Source organism: Streptomyces sp. NBC_00057, from assembly GCF_045041165.1.
Lineage (GTDB): Bacteria > Actinomycetota > Actinomycetes > Streptomycetales > Streptomycetaceae > Streptomyces.
On sequence record NZ_CP108256.1, the window covers coordinates 544,746 to 568,192 of the forward strand.

At 69.7% G+C, this 23,447-nt stretch carries 21 protein-coding genes and 8 pseudogenes; 11 read left to right on the forward strand and 18 right to left on the reverse strand.

Annotation, left to right across the window (positions count from 1 at the left end; translation table 11 throughout):
- Positions 1-268: 268 nt before the first annotated feature.
- The 3 genes from OG953_RS02775 to OG953_RS02785 all read right to left on the reverse strand — a co-directional run bounded on the left by OG953_RS02775 (position 269) and on the right by OG953_RS02785 (position 1,591).
- Entirely contained in the window at positions 269-724 is a 456-nt protein-coding gene (locus tag OG953_RS02775) for an NADH-ubiquinone oxidoreductase-F iron-sulfur binding region domain-containing protein (RefSeq protein WP_405682274.1), read from the reverse strand.
- Between the two features lie 68 nt (positions 725-792).
- Positions 793-975 (reverse strand): 2Fe-2S iron-sulfur cluster-binding protein, encoded by a 183-nt coding sequence (locus tag OG953_RS02780; RefSeq protein ID WP_405682276.1) that lies wholly within the window; start codon positions 973-975, stop codon positions 793-795.
- Positions 976-1,171: 196 nt separating this feature from the next.
- Complete coding sequence (locus OG953_RS02785) at positions 1,172-1,591, reverse strand: CBS domain-containing protein (RefSeq protein ID WP_405682277.1); 420 nt, start codon at positions 1,589-1,591, stop codon at positions 1,172-1,174.
- Positions 1,592-1,952: 361 nt separating this feature from the next.
- Here OG953_RS02785 and OG953_RS02790 point away from each other — a divergent pair, with 361 nt between their 5' ends.
- Positions 1,953-2,177 (forward strand): SHOCT domain-containing protein, encoded by a 225-nt coding sequence (locus OG953_RS02790; protein ID WP_405682278.1) that lies wholly within the window; start codon positions 1,953-1,955, stop codon positions 2,175-2,177.
- 339 nt (positions 2,178-2,516) lie between these two features.
- On the opposite strand, the gene OG953_RS02795 is transcribed toward OG953_RS02790, so the two are convergent.
- From OG953_RS02795 to OG953_RS02815, 5 genes and pseudogenes are all read right to left on the reverse strand, one after another.
- Positions 2,517-3,848: a phosphoribosyltransferase family protein gene (locus tag OG953_RS02795; protein WP_405682280.1), complete on the reverse strand. Its 1,332-nt coding sequence runs from the start codon at positions 3,846-3,848 to the stop codon at positions 2,517-2,519.
- Between the two features lie 139 nt (positions 3,849-3,987).
- Positions 3,988-4,186 (reverse strand): annotated as a pseudogene (locus OG953_RS02800) (hypothetical protein); the annotation flags it as partial.
- A 265-nt stretch (positions 4,187-4,451) separates the two neighbouring features.
- A complete protein-coding gene (locus OG953_RS02805) occupies positions 4,452-4,784 on the reverse strand; it encodes a protein-L-isoaspartate O-methyltransferase family protein (protein WP_405691587.1) in 333 nt (110 codons plus the stop codon).
- A gap of 68 nt (positions 4,785-4,852) precedes the next feature.
- Positions 4,853-5,203, reverse strand: a pseudogene (locus tag OG953_RS02810) (protein-L-isoaspartate O-methyltransferase family protein); the annotation flags it as partial.
- Positions 5,204-5,438: 235 nt separating this feature from the next.
- Complete coding sequence (locus OG953_RS02815; protein ID WP_405682281.1) at positions 5,439-6,581, reverse strand: site-2 protease family protein; 1,143 nt, start codon at positions 6,579-6,581, stop codon at positions 5,439-5,441.
- A 420-nt stretch (positions 6,582-7,001) separates the two neighbouring features.
- Here OG953_RS02815 and polX point away from each other — a divergent pair, with 420 nt between their 5' ends.
- Positions 7,002-8,729, forward strand: a complete 1,728-nt coding sequence (gene polX, locus OG953_RS02820) for a DNA polymerase/3'-5' exonuclease PolX (protein WP_405682282.1) — start codon at positions 7,002-7,004, stop codon at positions 8,727-8,729.
- A gap of 737 nt (positions 8,730-9,466) precedes the next feature.
- Positions 9,467-9,814, forward strand: coding sequence for a DUF2231 domain-containing protein (locus OG953_RS02825; protein WP_405682284.1), 348 nt, complete (start codon positions 9,467-9,469; stop codon positions 9,812-9,814).
- Between the two features lie 319 nt (positions 9,815-10,133).
- Here OG953_RS02825 and OG953_RS02830 read toward each other — a convergent pair whose 3' ends face one another.
- Complete coding sequence (locus OG953_RS02830; protein WP_405682285.1) at positions 10,134-11,099, reverse strand: ferritin family protein; 966 nt, start codon at positions 11,097-11,099, stop codon at positions 10,134-10,136.
- A 198-nt stretch (positions 11,100-11,297) separates the two neighbouring features.
- Positions 11,298-11,558 (reverse strand): annotated as a pseudogene (locus tag OG953_RS02835) (Tn3 family transposase); the annotation flags it as partial.
- 254 nt (positions 11,559-11,812) lie between these two features.
- On the opposite strand from OG953_RS02835, the gene OG953_RS02840 reads away from it, so the two are divergent.
- The gene (locus tag OG953_RS02840; protein ID WP_405682286.1) at positions 11,813-12,274 is read left to right on the forward strand and encodes a universal stress protein; all 462 of its coding nucleotides are present in this window, start codon (positions 11,813-11,815) and stop codon (positions 12,272-12,274) included.
- A gap of 102 nt (positions 12,275-12,376) precedes the next feature.
- Complete coding sequence (locus OG953_RS02845) at positions 12,377-12,571, forward strand: hypothetical protein (RefSeq protein ID WP_405682288.1); 195 nt, start codon at positions 12,377-12,379, stop codon at positions 12,569-12,571.
- A gap of 344 nt (positions 12,572-12,915) precedes the next feature.
- Here OG953_RS02845 and OG953_RS02850 read toward each other — a convergent pair whose 3' ends face one another.
- Genes OG953_RS02850 through OG953_RS02860 form a run of 3 tightly spaced genes read right to left on the reverse strand, consistent with a single transcriptional unit; the run spans position 12,916 to position 15,492 of the window.
- On the reverse strand, positions 12,916-13,683 hold the full coding sequence (locus OG953_RS02850; RefSeq protein ID WP_405682290.1) for an FAD:protein FMN transferase: 768 nt from the start codon (positions 13,681-13,683) through the stop codon (positions 12,916-12,918).
- Entirely contained in the window at positions 13,676-14,119 is a 444-nt protein-coding gene (locus tag OG953_RS02855) for an FMN-binding protein (RefSeq protein ID WP_405682292.1), read from the reverse strand. The genes OG953_RS02850 and OG953_RS02855 overlap by 8 nt, the downstream gene beginning before the upstream one ends.
- A gap of 11 nt (positions 14,120-14,130) precedes the next feature.
- On the reverse strand, positions 14,131-15,492 hold the full coding sequence (locus tag OG953_RS02860; RefSeq protein WP_405682293.1) for a ferric reductase-like transmembrane domain-containing protein: 1,362 nt from the start codon (positions 15,490-15,492) through the stop codon (positions 14,131-14,133).
- A gap of 170 nt (positions 15,493-15,662) precedes the next feature.
- Here OG953_RS02860 and OG953_RS02865 point away from each other — a divergent pair, with 170 nt between their 5' ends.
- Together OG953_RS02865 and OG953_RS02870 are read left to right on the forward strand one after the other, a co-directional pair.
- The gene (locus OG953_RS02865) at positions 15,663-16,397 is read left to right on the forward strand and encodes a response regulator transcription factor (RefSeq protein ID WP_405682295.1); all 735 of its coding nucleotides are present in this window, start codon (positions 15,663-15,665) and stop codon (positions 16,395-16,397) included.
- Entirely contained in the window at positions 16,394-17,818 is a 1,425-nt protein-coding gene (locus tag OG953_RS02870; protein ID WP_405682297.1) for a sensor histidine kinase, read from the forward strand. The genes OG953_RS02865 and OG953_RS02870 overlap by 4 nt, the downstream gene beginning before the upstream one ends.
- A gap of 195 nt (positions 17,819-18,013) precedes the next feature.
- Here the strand turns inward: OG953_RS02870 and OG953_RS02875 are convergent.
- Positions 18,014-18,292: pseudogene (locus OG953_RS02875) on the reverse strand (ATP-binding protein); the annotation flags it as partial.
- Here OG953_RS02875 and OG953_RS02880 point away from each other — a divergent pair.
- A pseudogene (locus OG953_RS02880) lies at positions 18,245-18,960 on the forward strand (YoaK family protein). The pseudogenes OG953_RS02875 and OG953_RS02880 overlap by 48 nt on opposite strands.
- A 15-nt stretch (positions 18,961-18,975) precedes the next feature.
- On the opposite strand, the gene OG953_RS02885 reads toward OG953_RS02880, so the two are convergent.
- On the reverse strand, positions 18,976-19,476 hold the full coding sequence (locus OG953_RS02885) for a carboxymuconolactone decarboxylase family protein (RefSeq protein ID WP_405682299.1): 501 nt from the start codon (positions 19,474-19,476) through the stop codon (positions 18,976-18,978).
- Positions 19,477-19,569: 93 nt separating this feature from the next.
- Here OG953_RS02885 and OG953_RS02890 point away from each other — a divergent pair, with 93 nt between their 5' ends.
- From OG953_RS02890 to OG953_RS02900, 3 genes are all read left to right on the forward strand, one after another.
- Positions 19,570-20,493 carry a pirin family protein gene (locus OG953_RS02890; RefSeq protein ID WP_405682301.1) on the forward strand — a complete coding sequence of 308 codons (924 nt, stop codon included), beginning with the start codon at positions 19,570-19,572 and terminating at the stop codon, positions 20,491-20,493.
- A 22-nt stretch (positions 20,494-20,515) separates the two neighbouring features.
- A complete protein-coding gene (locus OG953_RS02895) occupies positions 20,516-20,857 on the forward strand; it encodes a GNAT family N-acetyltransferase (RefSeq protein WP_405682303.1) in 342 nt (113 codons plus the stop codon).
- Between the two features lie 142 nt (positions 20,858-20,999).
- Positions 21,000-21,299 carry an antibiotic biosynthesis monooxygenase gene (locus OG953_RS02900; protein WP_405682305.1) on the forward strand — a complete coding sequence of 100 codons (300 nt, stop codon included), beginning with the start codon at positions 21,000-21,002 and terminating at the stop codon, positions 21,297-21,299.
- Here OG953_RS02900 and OG953_RS02905 read toward each other — a convergent pair.
- The 3 pseudogenes from OG953_RS02905 to OG953_RS02915 form a co-directional block, all read right to left on the reverse strand.
- Positions 21,260-21,547: pseudogene (locus OG953_RS02905) on the reverse strand (integrase core domain-containing protein); the annotation flags it as partial. The gene OG953_RS02900 and the pseudogene OG953_RS02905 overlap by 40 nt on opposite strands.
- A 31-nt stretch (positions 21,548-21,578) precedes the next feature.
- Positions 21,579-21,815 (reverse strand): annotated as a pseudogene (locus tag OG953_RS02910) (IS30 family transposase); the annotation flags it as partial.
- 1,084 nt (positions 21,816-22,899) lie between these two features.
- A pseudogene (locus tag OG953_RS02915) lies at positions 22,900-23,327 on the reverse strand (transposase family protein); the annotation flags it as partial.
- Between the last annotated feature and the right edge of the window lie 120 nt (positions 23,328-23,447).

Sequence of the window (23,447 nt, forward strand, 5' to 3'; positions counted from 1 at the left end):
GGCGGCGCTGATCCGCTCCGAGGCGGCTCGCACGCCCACCGGCTGTTGATGGAGGCGGATCCGGAGCGGGTGCTGGAAGGTTCGGCTCTGGCGTGCTTCGCGTGCGGGGTCCGCAGGGGCGTGGTGTGGACCGTCTCCTGGGGCGGTGAAGCGTACGCCCGGCGCGGGGCACTCAACGAAACCGGGACGAAGCTGGTATGCCTGACCGAGCGGTTCGCCCGGCCCGGCGCGTACGAAGTCGAGCTCGGCATCCCGGTAGGGCATATCGTCACCGAGCTGGGCGGCGGTCTGCGGATCCGAACCGACCGCTCTCCAGGTCGGCGGGGCCTTGGGTGGTCTCCTCGCCCCCGACGCGCTGGACGTGCCGCTGACCACCGCCGACCTCGCTGCCTGGGTTCCATTTCGCCAGTCGGCCTCCGTAGGCGCAGGCGAGGCTGTGCACGGCAGGTGGGATCCGCCGCCCGAAGGCGCACAGGCTCGCTTCGGCCGTGACATGCGACAGTCGCCGCTCATGTCCGGGCGGAGTGCCGGCGGACGACAATTCCAGGCCGCGGCGCGAACCCACGCGGCAGGGTGAGCAGGCGCCGCAGCTTTCGGCGGCGGCGAACTGCCAGATGTGCCTCAGCACTTCCTCGGGTGTCACGCGCTGGTCGAAGGAGACCAGTCCGGCATGACCGAGGGCGGCGCCGCGTCGGGACAGCAGGGCGGAGGCGATGAACTCCACCGGCTCTCAGCGCAGTTGCCGCAGATCGTCGGTGGCGGACTCAACGCGGACGCCGGCTGCGGCCGGGGTCACGCAGGCGGCCGCGATCCGGCCGTCGGCCGTACGAGACGTGTACGGCAGGAACCGGCCGGGCTGAGCCGGTCGTCGGAGCAGAGCGCGGGGAGCTCGATCCGGGCGATCCGCACGGCCGCGAGCCGGGACGCTCCCTCGGGCACGTCGATGCCGGTGCCGTCGACCTCGATTCCGGTCACAGGGGCTTCCCCCGCACCTCTGCTCGTTCGTCCGTGCACACCACCTCGTGATCGTTCGGCTGTGAGTCGTGGGCCCCGTCCTGGGACTGCGGCTGTTACTGGCATCGTCGGTGAGGGTGCGGGGACTGAACACTCACCACTGGGACGTACCCGAGGGCCGTCTCTTCGGGCAGGACCGGGGCGTCGCCACCGGTGGTCACTTCGCGGCGCAAATGGCCTCGACGAAGTGGCCCACCTGCTCCTCCGGTAGGCGACGTGCGAGGTCCGCCTCGCTGATCATGCCGACCAGGCGATGGTTCTCGATGACCGGCAGCCGCCGGATCTTGTGCTCCTCCATGGTCCGCAGAACGTCATCCGTGTCGGCCCCGGCGTCAATGCTGATCGGCTTGCCCTGCTCGAGCATGCCCGCGGTCATGCTCTTCGGGTCCTTGCCCTTGGCGAGACACTTCACCACGATGTCGCGGTCGGTGATGATCCCGTGGAGCCTGTCGTCCGGCCCGCAGACCGGGAGGGCTCCGACGTCCAGCTCACTCATCCGGCGCGCCGCGTCCTCCAGCGTCTCGTTCTCCTGGATGCAGTTTGCACCGGCGTGCATGATCTCCCGTGCAATGGTCATGGCCGTCTCCTTCGAGCCTCAGGATCTACGCGGGCAGAGCCCATGGGTTCGGGCACGCCCCGAATCGGTCCTCCTTGAAGCCAGTGTGGATTCTTCATATCCCGTACGCACGCCGGCGAAGAGGAACCACCACTTGTGCTCTCGCTGCGAGAAGGTCGATGACCAGGTCACGGCTGCCGCTGTACGGCCCGGCAGGATACGGCTGACCGGACCCGCCCCCGGCTCGGGGGACCGGCGAGGGACCGAACAGCCACCGTGTGGACACCAGAGGGCCCGAACGGCCCGAGGAGCGAGGCCAATGGGCACTGGCACACCACCGGTACGCGTGGAGAGTGGAAGAGTCCGCAGGAGGTGAGCCACGGTGATGTACTGGAACGGTGGCTGGGCCTGGATGGCCCTGACGCCCCTGCTGTGGGTCGCGTTGATCGGCCTTGCGGCGTGGGCAGTCTTGCGCCTGACGCAGCACTCGGCTGGTCGCCACGACGCCACGGACCCCCAGAAAACACCGAGGGAAACGCCAGAGGAGATCCTCGACCGCCGCTTCGCCTCCGGCGAGATCGATGCCGTGTGTCGGACAGGCGGTTGACGACATCGGCGAGCAGCGGGGCCACCCGACCGTACCCGGAGCGGCGGCCCTCGCGACTGCTGGGACCCGGACCCACACGGCTACTTCCGCACCCTCCTGTTCACGTACGATCCGCACGTCGGCCCACCGGCTGATGCGGCCCCGGGTCGGGCGACATATCCGAGCGTCGGCGGGCACTGACATGGAAGGGGCCGTGGTGGTGCCCCGTTGGCCGTCCTGCGGTTCGGACGATGCTGCTCTCCGGGGTTGACTTACGGAGCGCTACGGCGCGAGGCAGAGGCATAGGGATCGTGCTGCTGCACCTGAGCACCCGCCTGTGACCGGAGCACGCGTTCAGCCTCAGGCCGCCGCATGGGGAACCGGGTTCATGTGGTCGGTGAACCAGCCACGGGCCAGATCGGTGACCTTCTCCAGGGCACCGGGTTCCTCGAAGAGATGGGTGGCGCCGGGGACGACCGCGAGCCGGTTCTCGCAGCGCAACCGAGCTTGCGCCTCGCGATTGAGGTCGAGCACCAGCTGGTCGTGGCCCCCGACGATCAGCAGCGTGGGCGCCGTCACCGCCGACAGCCGTGGCCCGGCCAGGTCGGGCCTGCCGCCCCGCGAGACGACCGCGGCGATCCGCGCACCCGGCTCGGCGGCCGCCCACAACGCGGCTGCCGCGCCGGTGCTGGCGCCGAAGTACCCGACAGCGAGCCCTTCGGCCTCCGCCTGTCCGAGCAACCAGCCGGTGGCGTCCACCAGACGCCGGGCCAGCAGTCCGGTGTCGAACACGTTGACCCGGTCGATCTCTTCCTCCTCGGTGAGCAGGTCGAACAGCAGAGTGCCCAGCCCGGCCCGATTCAGTCCGGCGGCCACGAACCGGTTGCGCGGGCTGTGCCGACTGCTGCCACTGCCGTGCGCGAACACCACGACCCCGCTCGCGCCCTCGGGCACCGTCAACTGCCCACGCAGCACCACCGCACCAGCCCGCACCTCCACCTCCCGATCCTCGAGCACGGCGTGACGCGACTCAGTCCGGCGGGTGCTCACCGGGCGGGCGGCCGCCTCTTCCAGACAGGCGACAACCTCATCGTCGTCGACCTGGCAGAAGTCGATTGTGTAGAACTGTCCGACCGCAAAGAAGTTCCGCGGGGCGTGCAGGCATATCAGTTCGTCGGCCTCCTCGCCGAGCCGTGCGATCCAGTCGTGAGGTGCCACGGGGACGGCGAGCACGATCCGTGCAGCCCCGCGGGCGCGGGCGACCCGGCAGGCCGCGCGCGCCGTGGATCCCGTGGCCACCCCGTCATCGACCACCAGCACCGTACGGCCCTCCAGCCCGATCGGTTCCCACCCGCCCCGGTACCGCTGAGCACGTCTCTCCAGCACCTCCCGCTCACGGGCCTCGACCTCAGCCAGCTCATCCGGGGTGATGTGCGCCGTGCGCACCACGTCATCGTTGATCACGCGTACCCCGCCCTCGCCGATCGCTCCCATTCCCAGCTCCGGCTGGAAGGGCACGCCCAGCTTCCGCACCAGGCAGACATCCAGCGGCGCGCCCAGCGCCTCGGCGACCTCTGCGGCAACCGGAACCCCTCCGCGGGGCAGGCCAAGCACCACCACCTCAGCCCCCTTGAGGTGCGCCAGCCGGGCGGCCAGTTGCCGGCCGGCATCACGACGATCCATGAAGAACACGATCCGACCTCCTCGTCCCGGAGGTACGGTGGGCGACGCGTGCGCCCCGTACCTCCATCCTCGCCCCTTCGCTGGTGCTTGTTACGCAGGCGAGCACGCGTGAAGCCGTGCTCGACGGGACCTGTCCTGCTTTGACAGGGTATTTCGCGCGCGCCCGGGTGCCGGCGAGCCGGTAGGAGTCGGTGCCGGTTTCGATGATGGTGCCGTTGAGATGATGGTGCCGTTGAAGGCGAGGCGGTCGACGATGGCCGCACAGAGGCGGGGTCGGTGAAGGTCTTGCAACGGACCAGCGGGCCGCGGACCTCCCATCCCGGGAAACGCTGCTGGTGCGAATGGGCTCTGAACGCCACCCCGGCAGGCGAATTCTGACGGCTTTGACGGGTTCGAAGCGAACGATGGGGCCGAGGCCGCTCTTCGGGCCCCACGGAGCTGACGTCGGCTGGCGCTCGGCCGGCACCGGCACGCTGTGGCCGTGCCGCCGCGCTTCCCGATGTCACATCGGCGTCGGCGTGAACGCAACCCCGCCCGTGGGGTGCTGACCGTGCCCCTCCTCATGTCGCAGAAGCCGCCGGATTGCCGCCAGTCCGGCGCGATCCGCAGGGCTCAGGAGGGGAAGCCGTACCATCCTTGCAGGCGTACGAAATGCGCGGGCGTAAGTACCCGCCGGCGCTCCAGCCCCGTCGCGGTGCGCAGGAAGGACACGACCTGCTCCCGGCCGCCCGGCCCGATGGGCTGTACGAGGCGGCCACCGCAGCGCAGTTGGTCGGCCAGCAGCGCAGGAACCTCCGGGAACGCGGCGGACACGATGACCGCGTGGTACGGAGCGCGGTCCGGCACGCCGCCGCTGCCGTGCCCGACGCACAGCTCAACATTCCGAATGCCCTGCCGAGCGAGGTTGCGCCGTGCCTGATGTGCGATGTCCGGCCACCTCTCGATGCTCTCACGACATCGGCGGCCAACCGGGCCAGTAGCGCGGTCTGGAAACCGAGCCCAGTACCGATCTCAAGGACGTGCTCGTCCCCGCTCAAATCAAGGCCCCCGATCATCATGGCCGAGAGCGAGGGCTGCGTGGTCACCTGTCCGTGCCCGATCGAAATGGGCACGTCATGGTAGGCGTGCGCTTGGTGGTCGGCTGGGACGAATGCCGCTCGGGGCGTCGCTGGTACGGCCTGGAGCAGGCGCTCGTCGCTGATGCCGGCCGCTCGAACGGCCCGCACGAGATCCTCGGGTGAATGGGCCGCTTCGGTCGTGTCCGATACTCCGTGCAATGGCCTGAAGGTGCGTATGCCGTCGGGCTCACAGTCGGTGCGGGGCCGAATCAGTGAATCAACCGGTCCAGGGTTGCCCGCAGCCATCCGGAGTCCTCCTGCGAAGTGTGTCGCGGGCACCGTCGCACGACTTGCGCGGCGCGGCCCTGGATAGCCCTCCTGGGAAACTGCGGCAGACAAAGCCAGGCTGAACTGCGTTCGACCCTTCGACTGATGGCCGCCGACCGCGGCCTCACACCCCGCGCCGACGTCCGGCGGTGGGGCGACCGGATCCGGGCGGACGTCTGCCCGCCGCGGCCCGTCCGACGGTGCCGGGCCACGTTCACAGACCGCCGCGCCGCCCGGGGGCGGTGTTCATCAGCCATGTCACCATGCGGCTGACGTCCGAGAGCGAGACGATTCCGACGAGCCTGCCGTGATCCACGACCAGGACCCGGTGTTCGGCGCCCGGTTCCATGCGCGGCAGCAGATCCGCCAGCGGCGCGTCCGGCTCCACGACGGTGGTCTGCGACAGAGGCACCATCACCTCGCTCACCGTCACGGCATGGGCCTCGGCCTGTGGCACCTTTCTGGCGCTGTCGAGGGTCACCAGCCCGACCAGGGCCCCGTCGTCGGTCACTGGGAACGCCGAATGCCGGTAGCGGTAGCGCGAACCGGTAAGGAAGCCGGCGACCGTGGTGTTGGCGGAAACCGTGAGAGGTTCGAGCGTCATGGCGTCCCGCACCGGGACACCGGCGAGCACGCCGCGCAGCTGGGCCTGCCGTCCCTCGGCGGTGGCGGCCGCGATGAGGAACCAGCCGATCAGTGCCAGCCAAAGACCGCCGAACGCGCCGGTCCTCATGAACGCGATCAGCCCGAGCATCACGAGCAGCCACCCGAAGACCCGCCCCGCCGCTGTCGCGCCGGCTGTCGCCCGCAGCCGGTCTCCCGTGCGCCACCACAGGAACGCGCGCAGCAGCCTGCCCCCGTCGAGAGGGGCGGCGGGCACCGCGTTGAAGGCCGCGAGCAGCACATTGATGCCTGCCAGCCACGCCACCATCTCCACTACGATCCCGGACACGGACGCCAGGTTGAGCAGCCAGGCCCCGAGTGTGAACAGCCCACCCAGAAGGAGGCTGACGAGCGGGCCTACGCCGGCGATCCTCAGCTCCGCGCCGGGGCTGGACGCCTCGGCCTTGAGCCGGGCAGCTCCGCCCAGCAGCCACAGGACGATGTCGTCCACCTCGACCCCGTTGCGCCGGGCCACGACGGCGTGCGCCAGCTCATGTGCGAGGAGGGAGGCGAAGAAGACCACGGCAGTGCACAGGCCGGCGGCCCAGTACACCGCCCAGGCACGCCCTGGATACGTCTCCGGAAGGCGGCCCTGTGACAGGCCGAGCGTGATGATGCCGAAGATGAGCAGGACGCTCCAGTGCACGCCAACCCGGACCCCGGCGATCCGTCCCAGAACGAACGTCGCCCGCACAGCTCTCTCCCCTGCTCAAACCATCACCTGACGCGCAGCCGTCCCGCTCCGACCACCGCCCCGCCTCGTACCGTCGGGACGATGTGAGCGCACAGATCCCACCCCCATGGCAGTGCCGCGGGTCGGCGCGGAGGGACACCGGCACTGTGGGGGCAACCTCCGGGTCACGGGTCTCGACCCGGCCGACTGATCGGGAGTGACACGCGGTGTGCGCACCACGTCATCGTTGATCACGGGCACGCCTCAGACGCCGCCGCGTGGATCCTCCTGACTTTCAGTACACTCTCGGGCCCACGACTTCGCGCGCTGGAGGGGCCTGGAGGGCACGTTGAGGTGCGACCGCCTTCGCCCGGTCGCAGTGGCGCCGGGCACATGCCCTCAACTGGCATGTCGGACGGGTCGGTTCCTAGACTGGGAGACGTGGTCCGGCCCAACGAGGAGGTCGAGGCACTCCTTCAGGAGTACGCGGACCTCATCACCATCACCGGAGGCGACGCGTTTAAAGCGCGCGCCTACGAAAAGGCCGCCCGCGCGATCGGCGGCTATCCCGCCGATGTCTCCCACCTCGACATCAAGGGTCTGAAGGAGATCCCAGGTGTGGGCAGGTCGATCACCGAGAAGGTCATCGAGTACTTCCGCACCGGCAAGGTCACAGTGGTCGAGGAGAGGCGGGCCCGGATTCCCGCAGGGGTACGGCAGCTCATCGCCATCCCCACGCTCGGCCCCAAGAAGGCGATGGCACTCTACAAGGATCTCCACATCTCCTCGGTGGGCGAGCTGGCCGAGGCCATCAAGGCGGAGAGGCTGCGCGAATTGAAGGGCTTCGGGGAGAAGACCGAGGAGAACATCCTGCACGGTATCGCCCTCATGCAGCAGGCCGGAGAGAGGATCCTGCTGAGCACGGCCATGGAGCCCGCCGAGGACATCGTCACAGAACTCTCCCGGATCACCGGCTGTGAGAACTGTGCATACGCCGGATCGCTGCGCCGCATGAAGGAAACCATCGGCGACATCGACATCCTCGTCGCTGCCGACCGGTCTGCGCCCTTCATGGACGCGCTCATCGAACTGCCCTCCACCGCCGAGGTCATCGCACACGGCCAGACGAAGACCTCGATCCGTACCGTCAAGGGCCTCCAGGTCGACCTGCGCGTGGTGCGACCGGACTCGTGGGGCGCCGGCCTGCAGTACTTCACCGGCTCGAAGGCGCACAACATCCGCACCCGGACGATCGCCGTCCATCTGGGGCTCAAGCTCTCCGAGTACGGCCTGTTCGAAACCGAGGGCGGAAAGCGGGTCGCCTCCTGTTCCGAGGACGAGGTGTATGCCAGGCTCGGCCTGCCCTGGATCCCGCCCACGCTGCGCGAGGACCGAGGGGAGATCGAAGCCGGCCTGCGCGGCGAGCTGCCCGACGTGGTGACCGAACGGGACATCCGCGGTGACCTGCACACCCACACCGACCTCACCGACGGCCTCGCCCCGCTGGAGGAGATGGTGGCAGCGGCCGCCGAGCGCGGATACACGTACTACGCGATCACCGACCACGCACCGAACCTGTACATGCAGCGCATGACCGACGAGAAGATCCTCGCCCAGCGCGAACACGTGCGGTCACTGGACGGCCGGCACCGCCGGATGCGGCTGCTGCACGGCACCGAGCTCAACATCGGCCCGGACGGGGAAGTGGACTGGCCCAGCAAGTTCCTCCAAGACTTCGACATCTGCGTGGCCTCGGTGCACTCCCACTTCAACCTCAGCCGGGAGGCGATGACCCGGCGGATCGTACGTGCCTGCGAGAACCCCCACATCAACGTCATCGGCCACCCCACCACCCGTCTGATCGGCAAACGGCCAGGCCTCGACGCCGACCTCGACGAGGTGTTCGCCGCCTGCGCCCGCACAGGCACCGCCTTGGAGATCAACGCCCAGCCCGAACGCCTCGATCTGGGCGACGAGGACATCCTCCGGGCCAGGAGCCACGGAGCGAAGTTCGCCATCGACACCGATGCCCACTCGATTCCGCAGCTCGCGTACCTCCGCTACGGAATCGGCACGGCACAACGCGGATGGCTCACCCCGCAAGATGTGATCAACACGTGGCCACTGCGGCAGCTGCGCCGATTCCTGCGCAAAGACCGGGCGGACTGATACACACACGCGTCCCCACAGGCACCGAACCCGCCATCGCAACTCCGGCCGGGCGACGGGGGGTCACCACGGCACCCCCGGGTCGGTGTACCGCAGCAGTACGCCGACCCCGTCCTCCAGAGACAGTTCCTCCCACTCCACGACCACCAGCTCCGCGCCGGTGCGGACCAGTGCGCGGATCAAGGCCGCGCCGGGCGGTTCCTCCTGGAAGCCGAGGACACCGAAGGACTCCAGGCGATCAGCCGCCCGTGACTGATCTGGAAACCGAGCGCCACCGCGCGGTGCGGGCCGTCGAAACGCGACGGTGAGCCGTGCCGACGCTCACCGACATCAGCGGTGCGTGATGCGAACCGCACATGCAGCTGTGCCCGCGCCCCGGCACAGCAGCGCCACGGTGTCAGCCTTGGAGAGGCGTCCCCCGCGCCGATGGCCGTGGCCGCCCGTTGCGGCGGACAGGCAACCGGTCCGTCAGCAGCGCCAACGACACCGGTGATCGAATCCCCCCGCTGCGAGGCGCCGGGCCCGCCTGCGGCAGCCTCGCCGTCGATCACCTCAACGATCTGCGCTCGTGCCTCACGGACTTCACACCGTCTTGCGACTGCATTTCTCCCAGGAAGAGGAGAACTCCGGGCACTGCTCCATACGCGCGCACGCCCCTGCACGCGGAAACATCTGCCACACAATGCCCGAAATTAAATACATTGACCCGGATATGCCCTTCACGCATACCCGGTCCCGTGAATGTCGGGCTGATCAACGGCCTTCCCGGCCGTCCCCTCTTCGTTCACGGCGCAGTGGTGCTGGTCCCACTGACGGCGTTGGCGCTCGTCGTCTGTGCGTTGAGGCCTTCGGCAGCGCGCCGGCTCAGCTGGGTGCTGCCGGTACTGGGGCTGATCACTCTTGCTTTGGTGGTGCTGACCACCGAATCCGGCGAGTGGCTGGAGGAGCGGGTGCAGGAGAGTGTGCTGCTGGAAGAGCACGCCGAGATGGGCTCCGGTCTCACTCCGTGGGCGATCGCCCTGTTCGTGCTGATGGTCGCCCGTCTGGCTGCTGCTCGGCCGCGCCGGCCCTCGCCGGGAGCGTGAGCGCAGCGGTGCGGCCGACAACCCCACCGAGGGTGAGGCGTCCGCCGTGGCTCGGCTGCCTCTTCCGTTTCGGTGCGCGTCGCGGCGCTGGTGATCGCCCTGGTCGTGGCCGTCGGTGCGGTCATTGACGTGTACCGGATCGGTGAATCGGGTGCAAAGGCGCTCTGGCATGGCTCTTTCTCAACAAGCGGGCCCGGTGGCAGAGGGTGACGCGGCAACAGTCGCGCCGGTGGCAGCCCGGTCGGCCCATGTGGCGCGTCGACCGGCCGGACGTTCTTGCCTTGTGTCCGGCCGGTCTCACGGCTGAGCCCGGGGGGGGTCAGCGCAGTTGGTTGAGCGCCTGCTGGAAGGCGGCTGCGTGCTTGGCCTCGTCCGCGGCGGTGTCGCGGAAGTAGCGGGCGGCGGCGGTGTCGCCGACGGCGGCGGCCCGCGTGGCGAACCCCGGGTACACGTTGGTCGCTTCGTTGCGCTCCCCGCTGATGGCCTTGCGCAGGTTGTCCTTCGTCGTGCGGACCAGGCCGGCCAGGGCCGCTTCGCCGGCGAAGTGCTCGCGCAGCTCCACCCCGGCTGTACCGTCGAACAGGCGGGCCAGCGCGGGGTTGCCAGTCTGCCGCGCGCGGGCGGCGAAGAGCATGTACTTGGCGTGGGCGAGCGCCTCGCCGTGCATGGCGGTGTCGAGGTTGGCCTTCGTGCGGGCAGCCCTCACCTTCGGCAGGCCGGCGGGCACCGACACCGTGTCCGCCTTCGGCGGCGCCGGGATAGTGCCGCGGCCGGTGGTCACGACCGTCAGCGCCGTGCGGTAGGCGTCGCGGTGACGGCCCTCGTCCGCGGCGATCTCGGTGAACAGCTTGGCGGCCTCAAGGTCTCCGTCCTTGCGGGCCTGGTCGGCGAAGCCGCGGTACATGACCTGGTGCTCGTAGGTCTCGCCGTTGATGGCCTGGCGCAGGTTGGCCGCGTTCGTGCCGACCATGCCGGCCAGGGTGGCCGCTTGGTGCAGGTGCTCGTTCAGCTCGGTCTGCGCCGTGGTGCGGAAGAGCTTGCCAATGGCCGGGTGGGCCTCGCGGTCGGCTTGAGCGCCGTAGAGGCTGTAGGAGGCGTAGGCGAACGCCTCTCCCTTCATAGCGGTGGTGAGGTCGGAGAGCGTCTGCTGGCGCAGTGCCCAGGTGGCGGGCACCGCCGTGTGCGGCTCGGCCGGTATGGCAAGGGCCACGGCTGTGGCGGCCTGCGATACTACGGTGAGTGTGCACAGGCTGACGAGAAGCGTGCGTATTGAGTGGCGGAACATGTTGTCCTCCTCCGGGGCTCCTTGGGGGAAGCGCCCCTCCCATGCGACCCGCCTGCGTGCACCCCCGCCCTTTCACGTCATCCTTTCGAGTGATTACGCAGCGTGCCGTCGCCGCTGATCGCCCGGTACGCACCCGCACCGTCCCGGATGGGACGGCCCCGCTGACCACCACCGGCTGCACGGCCGGGTGGAGATGCGTCACTCAGCCTCGGGCATGTCCCGGTCGCGCAGGGAACGCAGGCCGCCGGGGAGGTCGGGCGGGTGGAAGTAGTAGGGGCCGAGCATGTTGATGTGGTGCCGCACGAACGGTGAGAGGCGGGTGACGTCCTTGTCATGGACGTTGGCCCCGTCCGCACGCAGTTGGTTGACCGCGGCGTGCATGTGCCGTGTCTTGGACAGTACGAGTGCGTTGAGGTCCAGGCCGAGGGCGCCGGTCTGGTCCTCCATGCCGTCCTGGTAGGAAGGGCCCGCGTGGGGCGGCGGCGAGGGCCGGGTGGTGGAGTAGTCCAGGGTGCGGAGGAACAGGACGCCGAGCCGGGACGAGGAGCATGTCCATCGACATGCCGAACCAGCTCCTGCCGCTCATCCCGTGGTGGTCGTCCCAGTGGTGATCAACTCGATGGCGGGTCCATGGGCGGCCCCCTTTGCCTTGCCTCCACGTCGTCGCCCGCGTTGGAGAGCACCGCGATGCGGCCGTCCGGGCAGGTGGGCGAATGAGTAACAACGCAACGTCCGCTCTGCGGATCGTGGTGGGCGTCGACGGCTCCGAGCCGTCGAAGACTGCACTGCGGTGGGCGGCCGACCAGGCTGAGCTGATGGATGGTGTGGTCGACGCGATCTTCGCCTGGGAGTTCCCGACGAGCTGGTACGGCCTGGCACCGCCGGCGGACACGAAGCCGGCCGACTACCAGGAGCAGGCGCGCAAGCTCCTCGACCAGGTGATCGACGAGGTCCTCGGGCCGGAACAACCCGTCGAGATCCGTCCCCGCTCTGCCCAAGGGCACCCAGCCGCCGTCTTGCTGGATGCCGCTGCCGGGGCACGGCTGCTCGTCGTGGGCAACCGAGGCCACGGCGGATTCGCCGAGGCACTGCTCGGCTCGGTCAGCCAGCACTGCGTCCAGCACGCCTCGTGTCCCGTCGTCGTCGTACGCGGTCCCCGCCACCACCAGAAATGAACTCGCCTACCGGGAAACGACGTTGACAGCGGCCCGTCCCCCGCGAGACGCTTCGGTTCACCGACAGCGCGGGATCGTGCGTCCGAAGAGGCCGTCTGTGCTTTGCTCCTCGACGAAATCACCAAGGACGCCCTCGGTCTGCATGCCGTCTTCCTCAACGACGCCCTCATCACGTTGGGCATCAAAGATGGCAACGTCTTGGCAAAGCTGCATCCCCATCTTCAGGACACCACGGAACTGCTGACTAGCTTCAACACCGTCCGGCCCGGCCAGCACACCGCTGGATCAGGTCCGTGAACAGCCCTGCAGCGTGGCGGCCAAGACCGTACGCGAACAGACCACCAGCAGCGGCACGCTCCAGTGCATCCGCAGTGCTACCCCGACAACTTGTCCGACACGGATCGAGTTCATCGTCGTCTCCCGCCGGCTCGGCACCCGGTCCATGGGCAGGACCTCGCGACCTGACTCCATGAACCGACCAGCACGGCACCCACCCACAATTGTCACTCTCGGAATCTCCCGCAGTCGGCCAGGGCCCAGGCGCTCTTCCGTTTGCTCGTGCGGCACCTTCGGTGGGGCAAGCTGCGGCGTGATGCGGGGGCGCCCGTTCCCTGCGGCCGGCAATGAGGCCGTTTCCCGTCTCATGACCCATACCGGCGGAATCCTGGTGTGCGCCATTCCTGGCCGTCGGGCAGGACCGCGTGGGCTTCGTAGCCGTCCAGTGCTTCTACCCAGTCCTGCGCGCCGTCGCCTCTGGCGAACGCGGCGGTGGCGTAGGTGTCGGTCAGCGTCAGGCGGGGCCCGACGAGGGTGAGGGAGGCGAACGCTGTGGCGGGTGTGCCACGGTGCGGGTTGAGGATGTGGGCGCCGCGTTCGGCGGTACCTGAGGTGGCGACGGCCAGGTCGTGGTGGGCAGTGATGACGGTGGCCAGTTCGCCGGGGCGCAGAGGGTGGGCGATGCCGATGCGCCACGGGGTGCCGGGGGCTGCCTTGCCGCGGAGCTGGAGGTCGCCGCCGCCGTTGACGCAGGTGTGGTGCGCGCCCGCGTCGTAGAGGAGTTGGGATGCGGCTTCGGTGGCCCAGCCTTTGACGAGCCCTGAGGGGTCGAGGGTCCCCGCGGGGACGATGCTGAACCAGCCGTCGCTGGCATGGGTGGCCTGTGCGCAGAGGGACAGGACTTCGTGGACTTCGGGCGGGCAGTCCTCAAGACGGATCTCGCCGCGGTCGAGGCGGCTGATGTGGCTGTCGGGCCGGTAGGTGGAGAACACAGCGTCGACCCGGTGGAGGTTTTGCACGGCCTCGGCGAGGGCGCGGTGGATGGCGGGGGTCGGCTTGTCCCGGATGTCGAAGGAGAAGACGGTGCCCATGACGTGCTCGGCGTGGCGCAGTCCGTGTGCGGTGTCAGGCATGGGCCTGGTCCAGGGCGCTCTGCAGGGACTGGATGTAGCCCTGGCTGGTGTAGCTGGCGCCGGAGACGGCGTCGATGTGCGCGCTCTGGGCGCCGATCGCTTCCTGGGTGAGGCGGGGCAGGGCGTAGGAGGCAATCTCCTGGTCGCGGCCGTTGCGGTCCGGGGCCTGGAGGACCTTGATCGAGGTGATCTTTCCCTGGGTGAGGGTGGCGGCGACCTGCACGGTCCCGTACCGGGTGTCGATGGGATCCCCGGTGAACGTGCCCGTTCCGGTGGGCGTGCCCGGCGCGGTGCCGGCGGTGGTATGCGGGGCCGAGGAGACGGCGGGGGAACGGGGGGTCATCCCGGCGAGGGCGGGAGGCTGGTGGGGTTTGAGGGCGAGCAGCGTGACGACGAGGGAGCTGATCCCGGTGGTGGCTAGGACGGCTCGGCGCATGGTGGTTCTCCTCAGAACGCGAACGACTCGTGGTGGATGCGTCGTGCCGGGACGCCGGCATCGCGCAGGGCCTGGATCGCGGCGTGTGTCATGCCGGGAGGGCCGCAGAGATAGACGTCGTGCGCGGCGAGATCCGGCACCAGGGCGGTCAGGCCCCGGGCGGTGAGCGGTGAGGAGTATGCGGCCGGTTCGTCGACGACGTAGTGCACGGTGGCCCGTCGGTGGGCGGCGATCGCGTCGAGTTCAGCGCGCAGGGCGAGGTCGGCGGGGCGGCGGGCCCGGTAGACGAAGGTGACCTGACCCGGCAGTGTCTCGAAGAGCGTGCGCAGGGGGGTGATGCCGACGCCGCCTGCCAGGAGCAGGACCTTGGGGGCGGTGCGGCGGTTCGCGGTAAGGCCTCCGTACGGTCCCTCGGCCCACACGCGGGTGCCGGGTGCCAGGCGGGCGAGCGCGGCGCTGTGGCCGCCGGCGGTCTTGACCGTGATGCGCAGGTGGTGCGGGTGCGCGGGGGCGGAGAGGGAGTAGGGGTTGGCGGTCCACCACAGTCCGCGGGCCAGGAAGCGCCAGCGCAGGAACTGTCCCGGCCGGCCGCCCAGCTCGTCCAGGTGCTCGCCGGTGAGGTGGACGGAGACCACGCCGGGTGCCTCGGGACGGACCGCCGTAACGCGCAGGCGGTGGCGCAGTCCGCGCCGCAGTGGGACGGCGAACCGGTACCACGCGACCAGCGCGGCGACGCCGAGGAAAAGTGTGTACCAGGCCGCCTGCGCGGAGCGGTTGCCCACGAAGTCGGCTCCGTTGGAGAGCTGGTGGCCGAAGGTGAGGAAGACCGCCAGGTAGGTGGCAAAGTGCAGGTAGTGCCAGGTCTCGTAACTCAGCCTGCGGCGCGCCGCGCGGGCCGAGAGGATTCCGGTGGCCAGGAACAGCAGGAACCCGGCCGTGCCCTTGAGGAGGCCGGGGTAGTGCAGCACGAGCGCGGAGGTCTGACTCACCACGTTCGTGTGGGAGGTCAGCGAGTATCCCCAGATGATCAGCAGGGTGTGGGCGAGGGCCAGGGACACGGTGCAGCGGCCGCCCCAGGCGTGCCAGCGGGCGAGGCGGTCGGTGCCGATGGTGTGGTCCAGGAGCGGCACGCGGGCCATGAGCGCCAGCAGGACCGCGCAGGCGTAGCCGGCCAGGAGCCCGGTGATGCGCCCCGCGTCGGTGAGCCAGCCCGCCGGGCCGACGACCGACGTCGTGTCGCTCCACCACAGTGCGAGCACACCAGCGGCGCCGGCCCAGATCACCAGCGGAGCCAGGAAGGGCACGGCGCTGTGACGCGGGCGCCGGTGGCGCATCCCGCGGCTCGCACAGGTGCCGGTGAACGTGGTAGTCATGGGGCTCCTCCGGATGGGACTCGCTCCGGCGATGGGCGGCCAGCCTCACAGCCCAACTTCTGAGTACCTTCTGAAACCGCCCCGTCGGCCACCCTCAGCGCAGATTCAGAGGAAACTCAGAGACACGGCTCGCCCCGCCCCGGCCCGGGCCGGGGGATGCTGAAGGAACCATGAACGAGCCGCGTACCACCTCGCTTCTGCACCGCCCCGACGGAGAACCCGTGCGGATCCTCGTCGTCGACGACGAACCCGACGTCACCGACGTCCTGGCCGGAGTCATGACCGGCGAGGGCTGGCAGGTCCGCACCGCCGCCGACGGCGCGACCGCGCTCACGACCGCCCGCGCCTTCCGGCCCGACGCGGTGGTCCTGGACTGGATGCTGCCCGACCTCGACGGCCTGCAGATCCTCCGCGCCCTGCGGCGTGAGGCACCCCGCGTGTGCGTGCTGTTCCTGACGGCCCGCGACGCCGTCGAGGACCGCATCGCCGGCATCTCCGCGGGCGGCGACGACTACGTCACCAAGCCCTACAGCCTGGAAGAAGTCCTGGCCCGGCTGCGCGGGCTGCTCCGGCGGGCCGGCATGACCGCCGAGCCGGGCACGAACCGGCTCACCGTCGGGGACCTCAGCATGGACGAGGAAGCCAGGGAGGTCAGCCGCGGCGGGGCCACCGTCGATCTGTCCCGGACCGAGTTCGAACTCCTGCGCTTCCTCATGCGCAACCCGCGCCGGGTCCTGTCCAAGGACCAGATCCTCGACCGCGTCTGGGCCTACGACTTCGGCGGACGCGCCCACATCGTCGAGCTCTACATCAGCTACCTGCGCAAGAAGATCGACGCCGGACGCACCCCACTGATCCACACCGTGCGCGGCGTCGGCTACGTCCTCAAGCCGGAAGCCCCATGAGGCCTCCGCCGCCGCGCACCCTGCGAGGCCAGCTCACCGCCGGACTCGTCGCGCTGCTCGCCCTCGCCTGCCTCGCCGTCGGCATCACCACCGCCCTCGCCCTGCGCGGCTTCCTGATGGGGCGTCTCGACGAACAGCTCTCCGCCTCCGGCGGCCGGTTCGCCGCCAGCCTCGAACACGAAGCCACGCCCGACGCCGACAACCGCCCCGACACCCGCGGTCAGGCCGAGGCGACCTTCGGTGCCCGCCTCCTGAACGGCACCGTCACCCAGGCAGCCGTCGTCGATCAAGCCACCCACCGCTCCCTCCCGCTCACCCCCGGGGACCGGCGCGCCCTGGCGGGGATCCCCGCTGACGGACACGGACACAGCATCCTCCTCTCCGCTCTGGGCAAGTACCGCGTCACGGCAGTCGAGGGCGACGACCAGGACATCCTGATCACCGGCCTGCCCCTGCACCCGGTCGAAGAGACCGTGCACCGCCTCGAAGCAGTCGAAGCCGTCCTGTTCGGCGCCGCCCTCGTGGCCACCGGCACCGCCGCAGCCCTCTGGGTGCGGATCTCCCTGCGCCCCCTTCAGAAAGTCACCGCCCGGGCGGCGGAGGTCGCCGGGCTGCCGCTCGCCAGCGGCGAGGTCGCCATGCCCGGGCCCCTTCCCGACACCGACCCGCGCACCGAGGTCGGCCAGGTCGGCACCGCCCTCAACCACATGCTCGGCCACGTCGAGGACGCCCTCACCCGCCGCCAAGCCAGCGAGGAACGCCTGCGGCACTTCGCCGCCGACGCCAGCCACGAACTGCGCACCCCCGTCGCCAACATCCGAGGCCACGCCGAACTCGCCCTGCGCCACCACGGCCCCGTCCCCGCCGAAGTCCGCCACGCTCTGGAACGGATCAACGGCGAATCACAGCGCATGACCCGTCTCGTCGACGACCTGCTCCTCCTCGCCCGCCTCGATGCCGGACGCCCCCTCGACCACGAACCGGTCGACCTGACCCTGCTGATCCTGAACGCGACGGACGACGCACGCGCCGCAGGTCCCGCCCACCACTGGCTCCTCGACCTCCCCGAAGAACCCGTCACCGTCACCGGCGACGCCCACCGCCTCCAACAGGCCATCGGCAACCTCCTCGCCAACGCCCGAACCCACACCCCGCCCGGCACCAACGTGGCCATCACCCTCACCACCGATCAGACCAGCGTCTCCGTGGTCGTGAGCGACAACGGGCCCGGCATCCCCGAAGAGCTCCAGCCCGAAATCTTCGGCCGCTTCGTCCGCGCCGACCACGCCCGCTCCCGTAGCACGGGGAGCACCGGTCTGGGCCTCTCCATCGTCCACGCCGTCATCACCGCCCACGGCGGAACCGCCACCGTCACCAGCAGCCCCGGACACACCACCTTTCGCCTCACACTCCCCGACTGACACCGTCCGGCCCGGCCAGCACACCGCTGGATCAGGCCCGTGAACAGCCCCGCATCATGGAGCGACGCAGCAGAGGGGACGGACAAGCCCAGGTCGAGATGGCGGCTGGAGCGTGAGGTAACCCCTTCCAGGCTACGATGACCAGCGGTCCCGAGCAGTCCGTCAATGCCAATGCTTACAGGTCGTGCCACCTGGTCACGACGTGCCCATGGCTGGAAGCTCCAGGCGCAGTTCGTAGCCGCCGTCGGCCGTCGGGCCGGACGTGACAGTGCCGCCGAGGAGCGCGGCGCGCTGACGCAGGCCGACCAGGCCGTAGTGCGCACTGGGCAGAGGGAGAGCGGGCCGGGTCGGTGCGGTATTGGTGACTGTGACACGGACGGCGCCGCCCTCGTGGCAGATGTGAACCGCCGCGGTGGCGCCGGGGGCGTGCTTGCGTACGTTGGTCAGCGCCTCCTGGACCGGCACGGCCCGCTGCCGCCGCTGATGCTGGCCCTCACGGTGGTGACCGGTCTGGTGGACGCGGTGAGCTTTCTGGGGCTCGGACATGTCTTCGTCGCCAACATGACGGGCAACGTGGTCTTCCTCGGCTTCGCCCTGGCGGGAGCCGACGGCCTGTCCGCACTCGCCTCCGTCGTCTCCCTGGTGGCCTTTCTCACCGGTGCGCTGGCCGGCGGCCGCTTCGGCGTCCGGATCGCCGTGCACCGAGGCCGGTTGCTCGCCTCGGCCATGGCCGTACAGGCGGTGCTGTTCGCCGGGGCGCTCGGCACGACCGTCGCGGGGCACGACAAGGTGGGGACCACCGTCCAGTACACCCTGATCGTGCTCCTCGGCCTCGCGATGGGGCTGCAGAACGCGGTCGCCCGGCGGCTCGGCGTCCCCGACCTGACGACGACCGTGCTCACCCTCACCCTCACCGGGCTCGCCGCCGACTCCGGCCCGGTCGGCGGAGCGGCGCCCCGGCCCGGCCCGGCCGACGGATCCTGTCCGTGCTGGCGATGTTCCTCAGCGCCCTCGCCGGAGCCGTACTCCTGAAGATCGGGATCTCCCTCGTCCTGGCGGTGGCGCTGGCACTGCTCGCCACGGGCGCGGCCGTTCTGTGGCGACTCTCGGTCCCGGGTGCGGGATGGGCCGCCGCGCCGTGAGCCGGGTCATGCGCTTCAGCGGGAGGGATTCTCCCGTACCGGGTGCTTGCTCAGGATCGAGACCCGGTTGAAGGCGTTGATGGCGATGGCCACCCAGATCACCGCGGACAGCTCGTCGTCGCTCAGCGCCTCGTGGGCCTCGGCGTACGCCCGCTCCTGGGCGAGGGCGTCGGCGGGGTGGGTGGTGGCCTCGGCGAGAGCGAGGGCGGCGCGCTCGCGGGCGGTGAAGAGTTCGGTGTCGCGCCAGGCGGCGAGCACGCCGAGGCGCCGGGTGGTCTCACCGGCCCGCAGCGCGGCCCGGGTGTGCACGTCGAGGCAGTAGGCGCAGCCGTTGAGCTGGGAGACGCGGAGGTTGACCAGCTCGACCAGGATCCGGTCGAGACCCGCATCGGCGGCGGTGGTACGGACGACGTCGGCCGTCTTCACCAGTGCCTGGTACGCGGTGGGGCTCTGCTTGTCGAGGTGGATCCGTCCGGTGGACCGGAGGGCTGCCGTGACCTGTGCCGTCTCGCTCACCCTGTACTCCTTCGTCTGTTGCCGGGCGTTGTCGTCACGGCTATCATCCTCCATAATTGTTGAAATCAAAACTACATTGGGAGGGGTCGGGAGATGGGTGACACGGAGGTCGAGGTCCTCACGGCCCGGGACGTCCCGCTGGGCGGCCCGCGCGCCATGACCGTACGCCGCACACTGCCCCAGCGGGCCCGGACGCTCATCGGGGCCTGGTGCTTCGCCGACCACTACGGCCCCGACCTGGTCGCCGACTCCGGCGGCATGGACGTCGCCCCTCACCCGCACACCGGACTGCAGACCGTGAGCTGGCTCTTCACCGGCGAGATCGAGCACCGCGACAGCCTGGGCACCCATGCCTTCGTACGGCCCGGAGAGATCAACCTCATGACCGGCGGACACGGCATCAGCCACACGGAGGTCTCCACACCCGACACCGCCGTCCTGCACGGCGTCCAGCTCTGGCTTGCCCTCCCCGACGAACACCGCCACGCCCCCCGCGACTTCCAGCACCACGCCCCTGAGCCGCTCCGCGTCGACGGCGCCGAACTCAGGGTCTTCCTGGGCACACTGGCCGGCGCGACCTCCCCCATCCGCACCTTCACCCCACTCCTCGGCGCCGAACTCCTCCTCGACCCCGGCGCCACCGTCACCCTCGACGTCGACCCGGCCTTCGAACACGGCCTGCTCGTCGACGAAGGCAACGTCCACCTCGCCGGCACGGTCCTCCACCCCGCCGAACTCGGCTACGTGGCCACGGGGCGGACGACGCTCACCCTCACCAACGCCTCCGACCACCGCGCACGAGCGGTCCTGCTCGGCGGCACGCCGTTCGGGGAAGAGATCGTCATGTGGTGGAACTTCATCGGCCGCAGCCACCAGGACATCGTCGAGGCGCGGGAGGAATGGGAGCGGGCCTCCGACCGTTTCGGCAGCGTCGACGGCTACCCCGGCGACCGGCTGACCGCCCCCGCCCTGCCGAACGCCGTCATCGCACCCCGCAAGAACCCCTCCCACCACTGAACCCCCCACCGAAAGGACCGTCATGAGCGAGCCGACCACCACCCCCCTCGTCCGACGCGTCGACGCCCGCCACCGCTACGAGATCCTCGTCGACGACAAGCGCGCCGGCCTGACCGCCTACCGCGACCGCGACGACCGGCGGGTCTTCTTCCACACCGAGATCGACGACGCCCACGCCGGCCAGGGACTCGCCGCGATCCTCGTCGAGCAGGCCCTGACCGACGTCCGCGCCTCCGGGATGCGGATCGTCCCCGTCTGCCCGTACGTGGCCAAGTTCCTCAAGAAGCACCAGGAGTTCACGGACATCACCGACCCCGTGACCCCCGAGGTCCTCACGTGGCTCGACGCCCAGCTGGGACGCTGACACCACCGAACAGACAGCTCGAGCTGACCGAGCCAGGCGCAAAGTGTGGACGGGCGCGGTGTGATCACGAGGAGTATGTGCGACCACGGTCAGCCTTGAGCACACCAATGTCCCCGCCGGCACCGGCGAGGTGACCCTTGTGATGGCCCGCCGGGTGGAGCCCGGTCACGAAGCCGCCTCCGATTCGTGGGCGAAGGGCATCCTCGACAGCGCGGCCACCTTCCCCGGCCACCGGGGATACGGACTCTTCACTCCCTTTCGGTGGCGACGCCCCTGGTTCCTCGTCCACCGTTTCCGGGACGCGGAGGCCTGCCGGGCCTGGCAGGATTCGCCCGAGCGGGCGGCCCGGTTCGCCGACTGCCAGGGACACGGGGCTTCCCCCGGGAGCGTGGACACCGGGTGCTATGCGGCCGTGGCCAGGGTAACTGATCTCTGCTCGTAGGCGATCGGGGTCATGTGGTCGAGGGCGGAGTGCCGCCTCCAGGTGTTGTAGCGGTTGATCCACCGGAACACCGCGAGCCGGGCCGCGCGAGCTCCCGGCCGGCGCTTCGCGCCCTGGAGCGTCTCCCGCTTCAGGCTCGCGTTGAACGCCTCGGCGGCGGCGTTGTCCGCCGAGGTGCCGACGGCCCCGCGCGATCGGGTCACGCCGAGCTCGCGGCAGACCTTCGCGAAGTCCTTCGAGCAGTACTGACCAGGTTCAACCAGTGGATGCAACACCGGCTTATTTCATCGATAGTAGATGGTCGTTGAGGGCCTCGGCGGGCGTCTTCCAACCGAGGCTCTTCCGGGGCCGGCTGTTGAGCGTGGCAGCGACCGCCTCGATATCCTCAGCCGCCCATCGAGAAAGGTCAGTTCCCTTCGGGAAGTATTGGCGCAACAGGCCGTTCGTGTTCTCGTTGGTGCCGCGCTGCCAGGGGCTGTGCGGGTCGGCGAAGTAGACCGGGATGCCGGTCTCGATCCTTCGCGGGACAGGCCGGGCGAACCCGCCCCGCACTCGATGCCACCCCACTACAATCCCCACACCCAAGCCGTTGACCTGGGCATACACCGAAGTCCGGCTGGAGTACCAGTAGAGCGACTTCTCCACGACGGCGTTGTCGGGGAAGCGGCTGTCGCCGTAGTAGTTCCACCGCAAGCGCAAGTCGATGGTGCTTCCGTTGGCGTTGAGAGAGGGAGCGGAGCCGGAGGCGCCCACGCCGTCGGTTGGGCGGTGCCAGCCCTCCCAGGTCCGCCCGAAATCGCTGGACTGGCTGATCCAGGCATAGCCGTCGGTGCCAAGGCAGGCGACGGCCTCGTGGGCCTGCTGGGCGTATTCGGGGTCGCCGGGCTGTTCGGTGATGGTGACCGAGCCGCCGCGGGCGATCTCGACGCTGGACTCGCAGAGCGCGTCGCCGGGGAACTTGGACCACGTCACGGTGCTTGGGAGCGAGACATCGAGAGCAGTGAAGAGCGGATCGTCGAGCCTTCCCACGCCGACTGCCACCGTCGGTCCCGGTGTGGAAGATGGTGATGCGGCCGCGGATGGAGACGATGACCGGCGCGACGTAGGTCGTGTTAGGCACCGGGTGCTGCCGGTAGTCGCCGTCGTCATAGTTCCACCAGATGTGGTCGTCGAGGCCGTCGACCACGCCGTACGTGGTGCCCGCGTACGACAGCTTGTCAGGCGTGTCCTTGGCGCGGGCCGCCTTGCCGACCAGCTTCCAGGACGACTCGGCCCGGTCCGCGGAGGCCGGAGACGCGGCCACGCCGACGAGCAGGGCGGCCCCCGTCAGTACTCCGATCGAGGCGCGTAGCCCGGTGGAATTGAACCGAGGATTGTTCCTGTTCCAGAGCATTGCTGACCTCATTCCCGATGTCGCCGACCTGCCCCAAGGACGGTAGCTCCGGCCGCATCCCCGTGCTGTTCCGAGAGTGCACGGGCACATGACCCCGCCTGCACTGACAGTGCGCTGGCCCGCCCACCTCCTCGCCACGCTGAACACCGGCCGGAACTTGCAGTACCCAGCTCCCGGGCACGGTTTATCTGTGAGCCGTTTCCATCCTCACGTTGATGCGCGGTGAAGGAAGAGGACGGCCTTGACGAGGTCGGTGATGCGGTTGTGCTGCAGCGGAGCTTTCGCAGGACTCGCCAGCCTTTGAGGGTGGCCATGGCCTGTTCGCCAAGGCAGCGGATCTCGGCGTGGGTGCTGTTGTGCCGGCGCTTCCACCACTTGAGCCGGCGGCCTCGGAAGGGTACTCGGATCGGGCGGCCGGCACCCTGGTACGCCTTGTCGGCCCAGCACTTGAGTTCCATACCAACGAGCGCGTCGATGACGCCGTGGGTGCGGGCGGCGGTCACCTCGTGGGTCGCCCCGGGGAGTGCGGGCGAGGCCCACAGCAGCCGCCCGAACGGGTCGGTGAGGGCTTGGATATTCATGCCGTGCCGCTTGTGTTTGCCGAAGTAGTACGGCGTGCCGGCGGCGATCCGGTTATACCCGCCAGGCGGACGCGCTGCCCATACGGGCTACCGCATGGTGCCCGTACACCCCTTATCCGCGACCGCTGCACCAGGTAGGTAGGGAGAGCACAGCGAAACTGCCAGCCCTACGAG

Coding starts and splice junctions, on each gene's coding strand:
- OG953_RS02785 (WP_405682277.1), bottom strand. CDS start 1,591: ATGACCATTGCACGGGAGATCATGCACGCCGGTGCAAACTGCATCCAG.
- OG953_RS02830 (WP_405682285.1), bottom strand. CDS start 11,099: ATGTTCCGCCACTCAATACGCACGCTTCTCGTCAGCCTGTGCACACTC.
- OG953_RS02840 (WP_405682286.1), top strand. CDS start 11,813: ATGAGTAACAACGCAACGTCCGCTCTGCGGATCGTGGTGGGCGTCGAC.
- OG953_RS02850 (WP_405682290.1), bottom strand. CDS start 13,683: ATGCCTGACACCGCACACGGACTGCGCCACGCCGAGCACGTCATGGGC.
- OG953_RS02855 (WP_405682292.1), bottom strand. CDS start 14,119: ATGCGCCGAGCCGTCCTAGCCACCACCGGGATCAGCTCCCTCGTCGTC.
- OG953_RS02860 (WP_405682293.1), bottom strand. CDS start 15,492: ATGACTACCACGTTCACCGGCACCTGTGCGAGCCGCGGGATGCGCCAC.
- OG953_RS02865 (WP_405682295.1), top strand. CDS start 15,663: ATGAACGAGCCGCGTACCACCTCGCTTCTGCACCGCCCCGACGGAGAA.
- OG953_RS02870 (WP_405682297.1), top strand. CDS start 16,394: ATGAGGCCTCCGCCGCCGCGCACCCTGCGAGGCCAGCTCACCGCCGGA.
- OG953_RS02890 (WP_405682301.1), top strand. CDS start 19,570: ATGGGTGACACGGAGGTCGAGGTCCTCACGGCCCGGGACGTCCCGCTG.
- OG953_RS02895 (WP_405682303.1), top strand. CDS start 20,516: ATGAGCGAGCCGACCACCACCCCCCTCGTCCGACGCGTCGACGCCCGC.
- OG953_RS02900 (WP_405682305.1), top strand. CDS start 21,000: ATGGCCCGCCGGGTGGAGCCCGGTCACGAAGCCGCCTCCGATTCGTGG.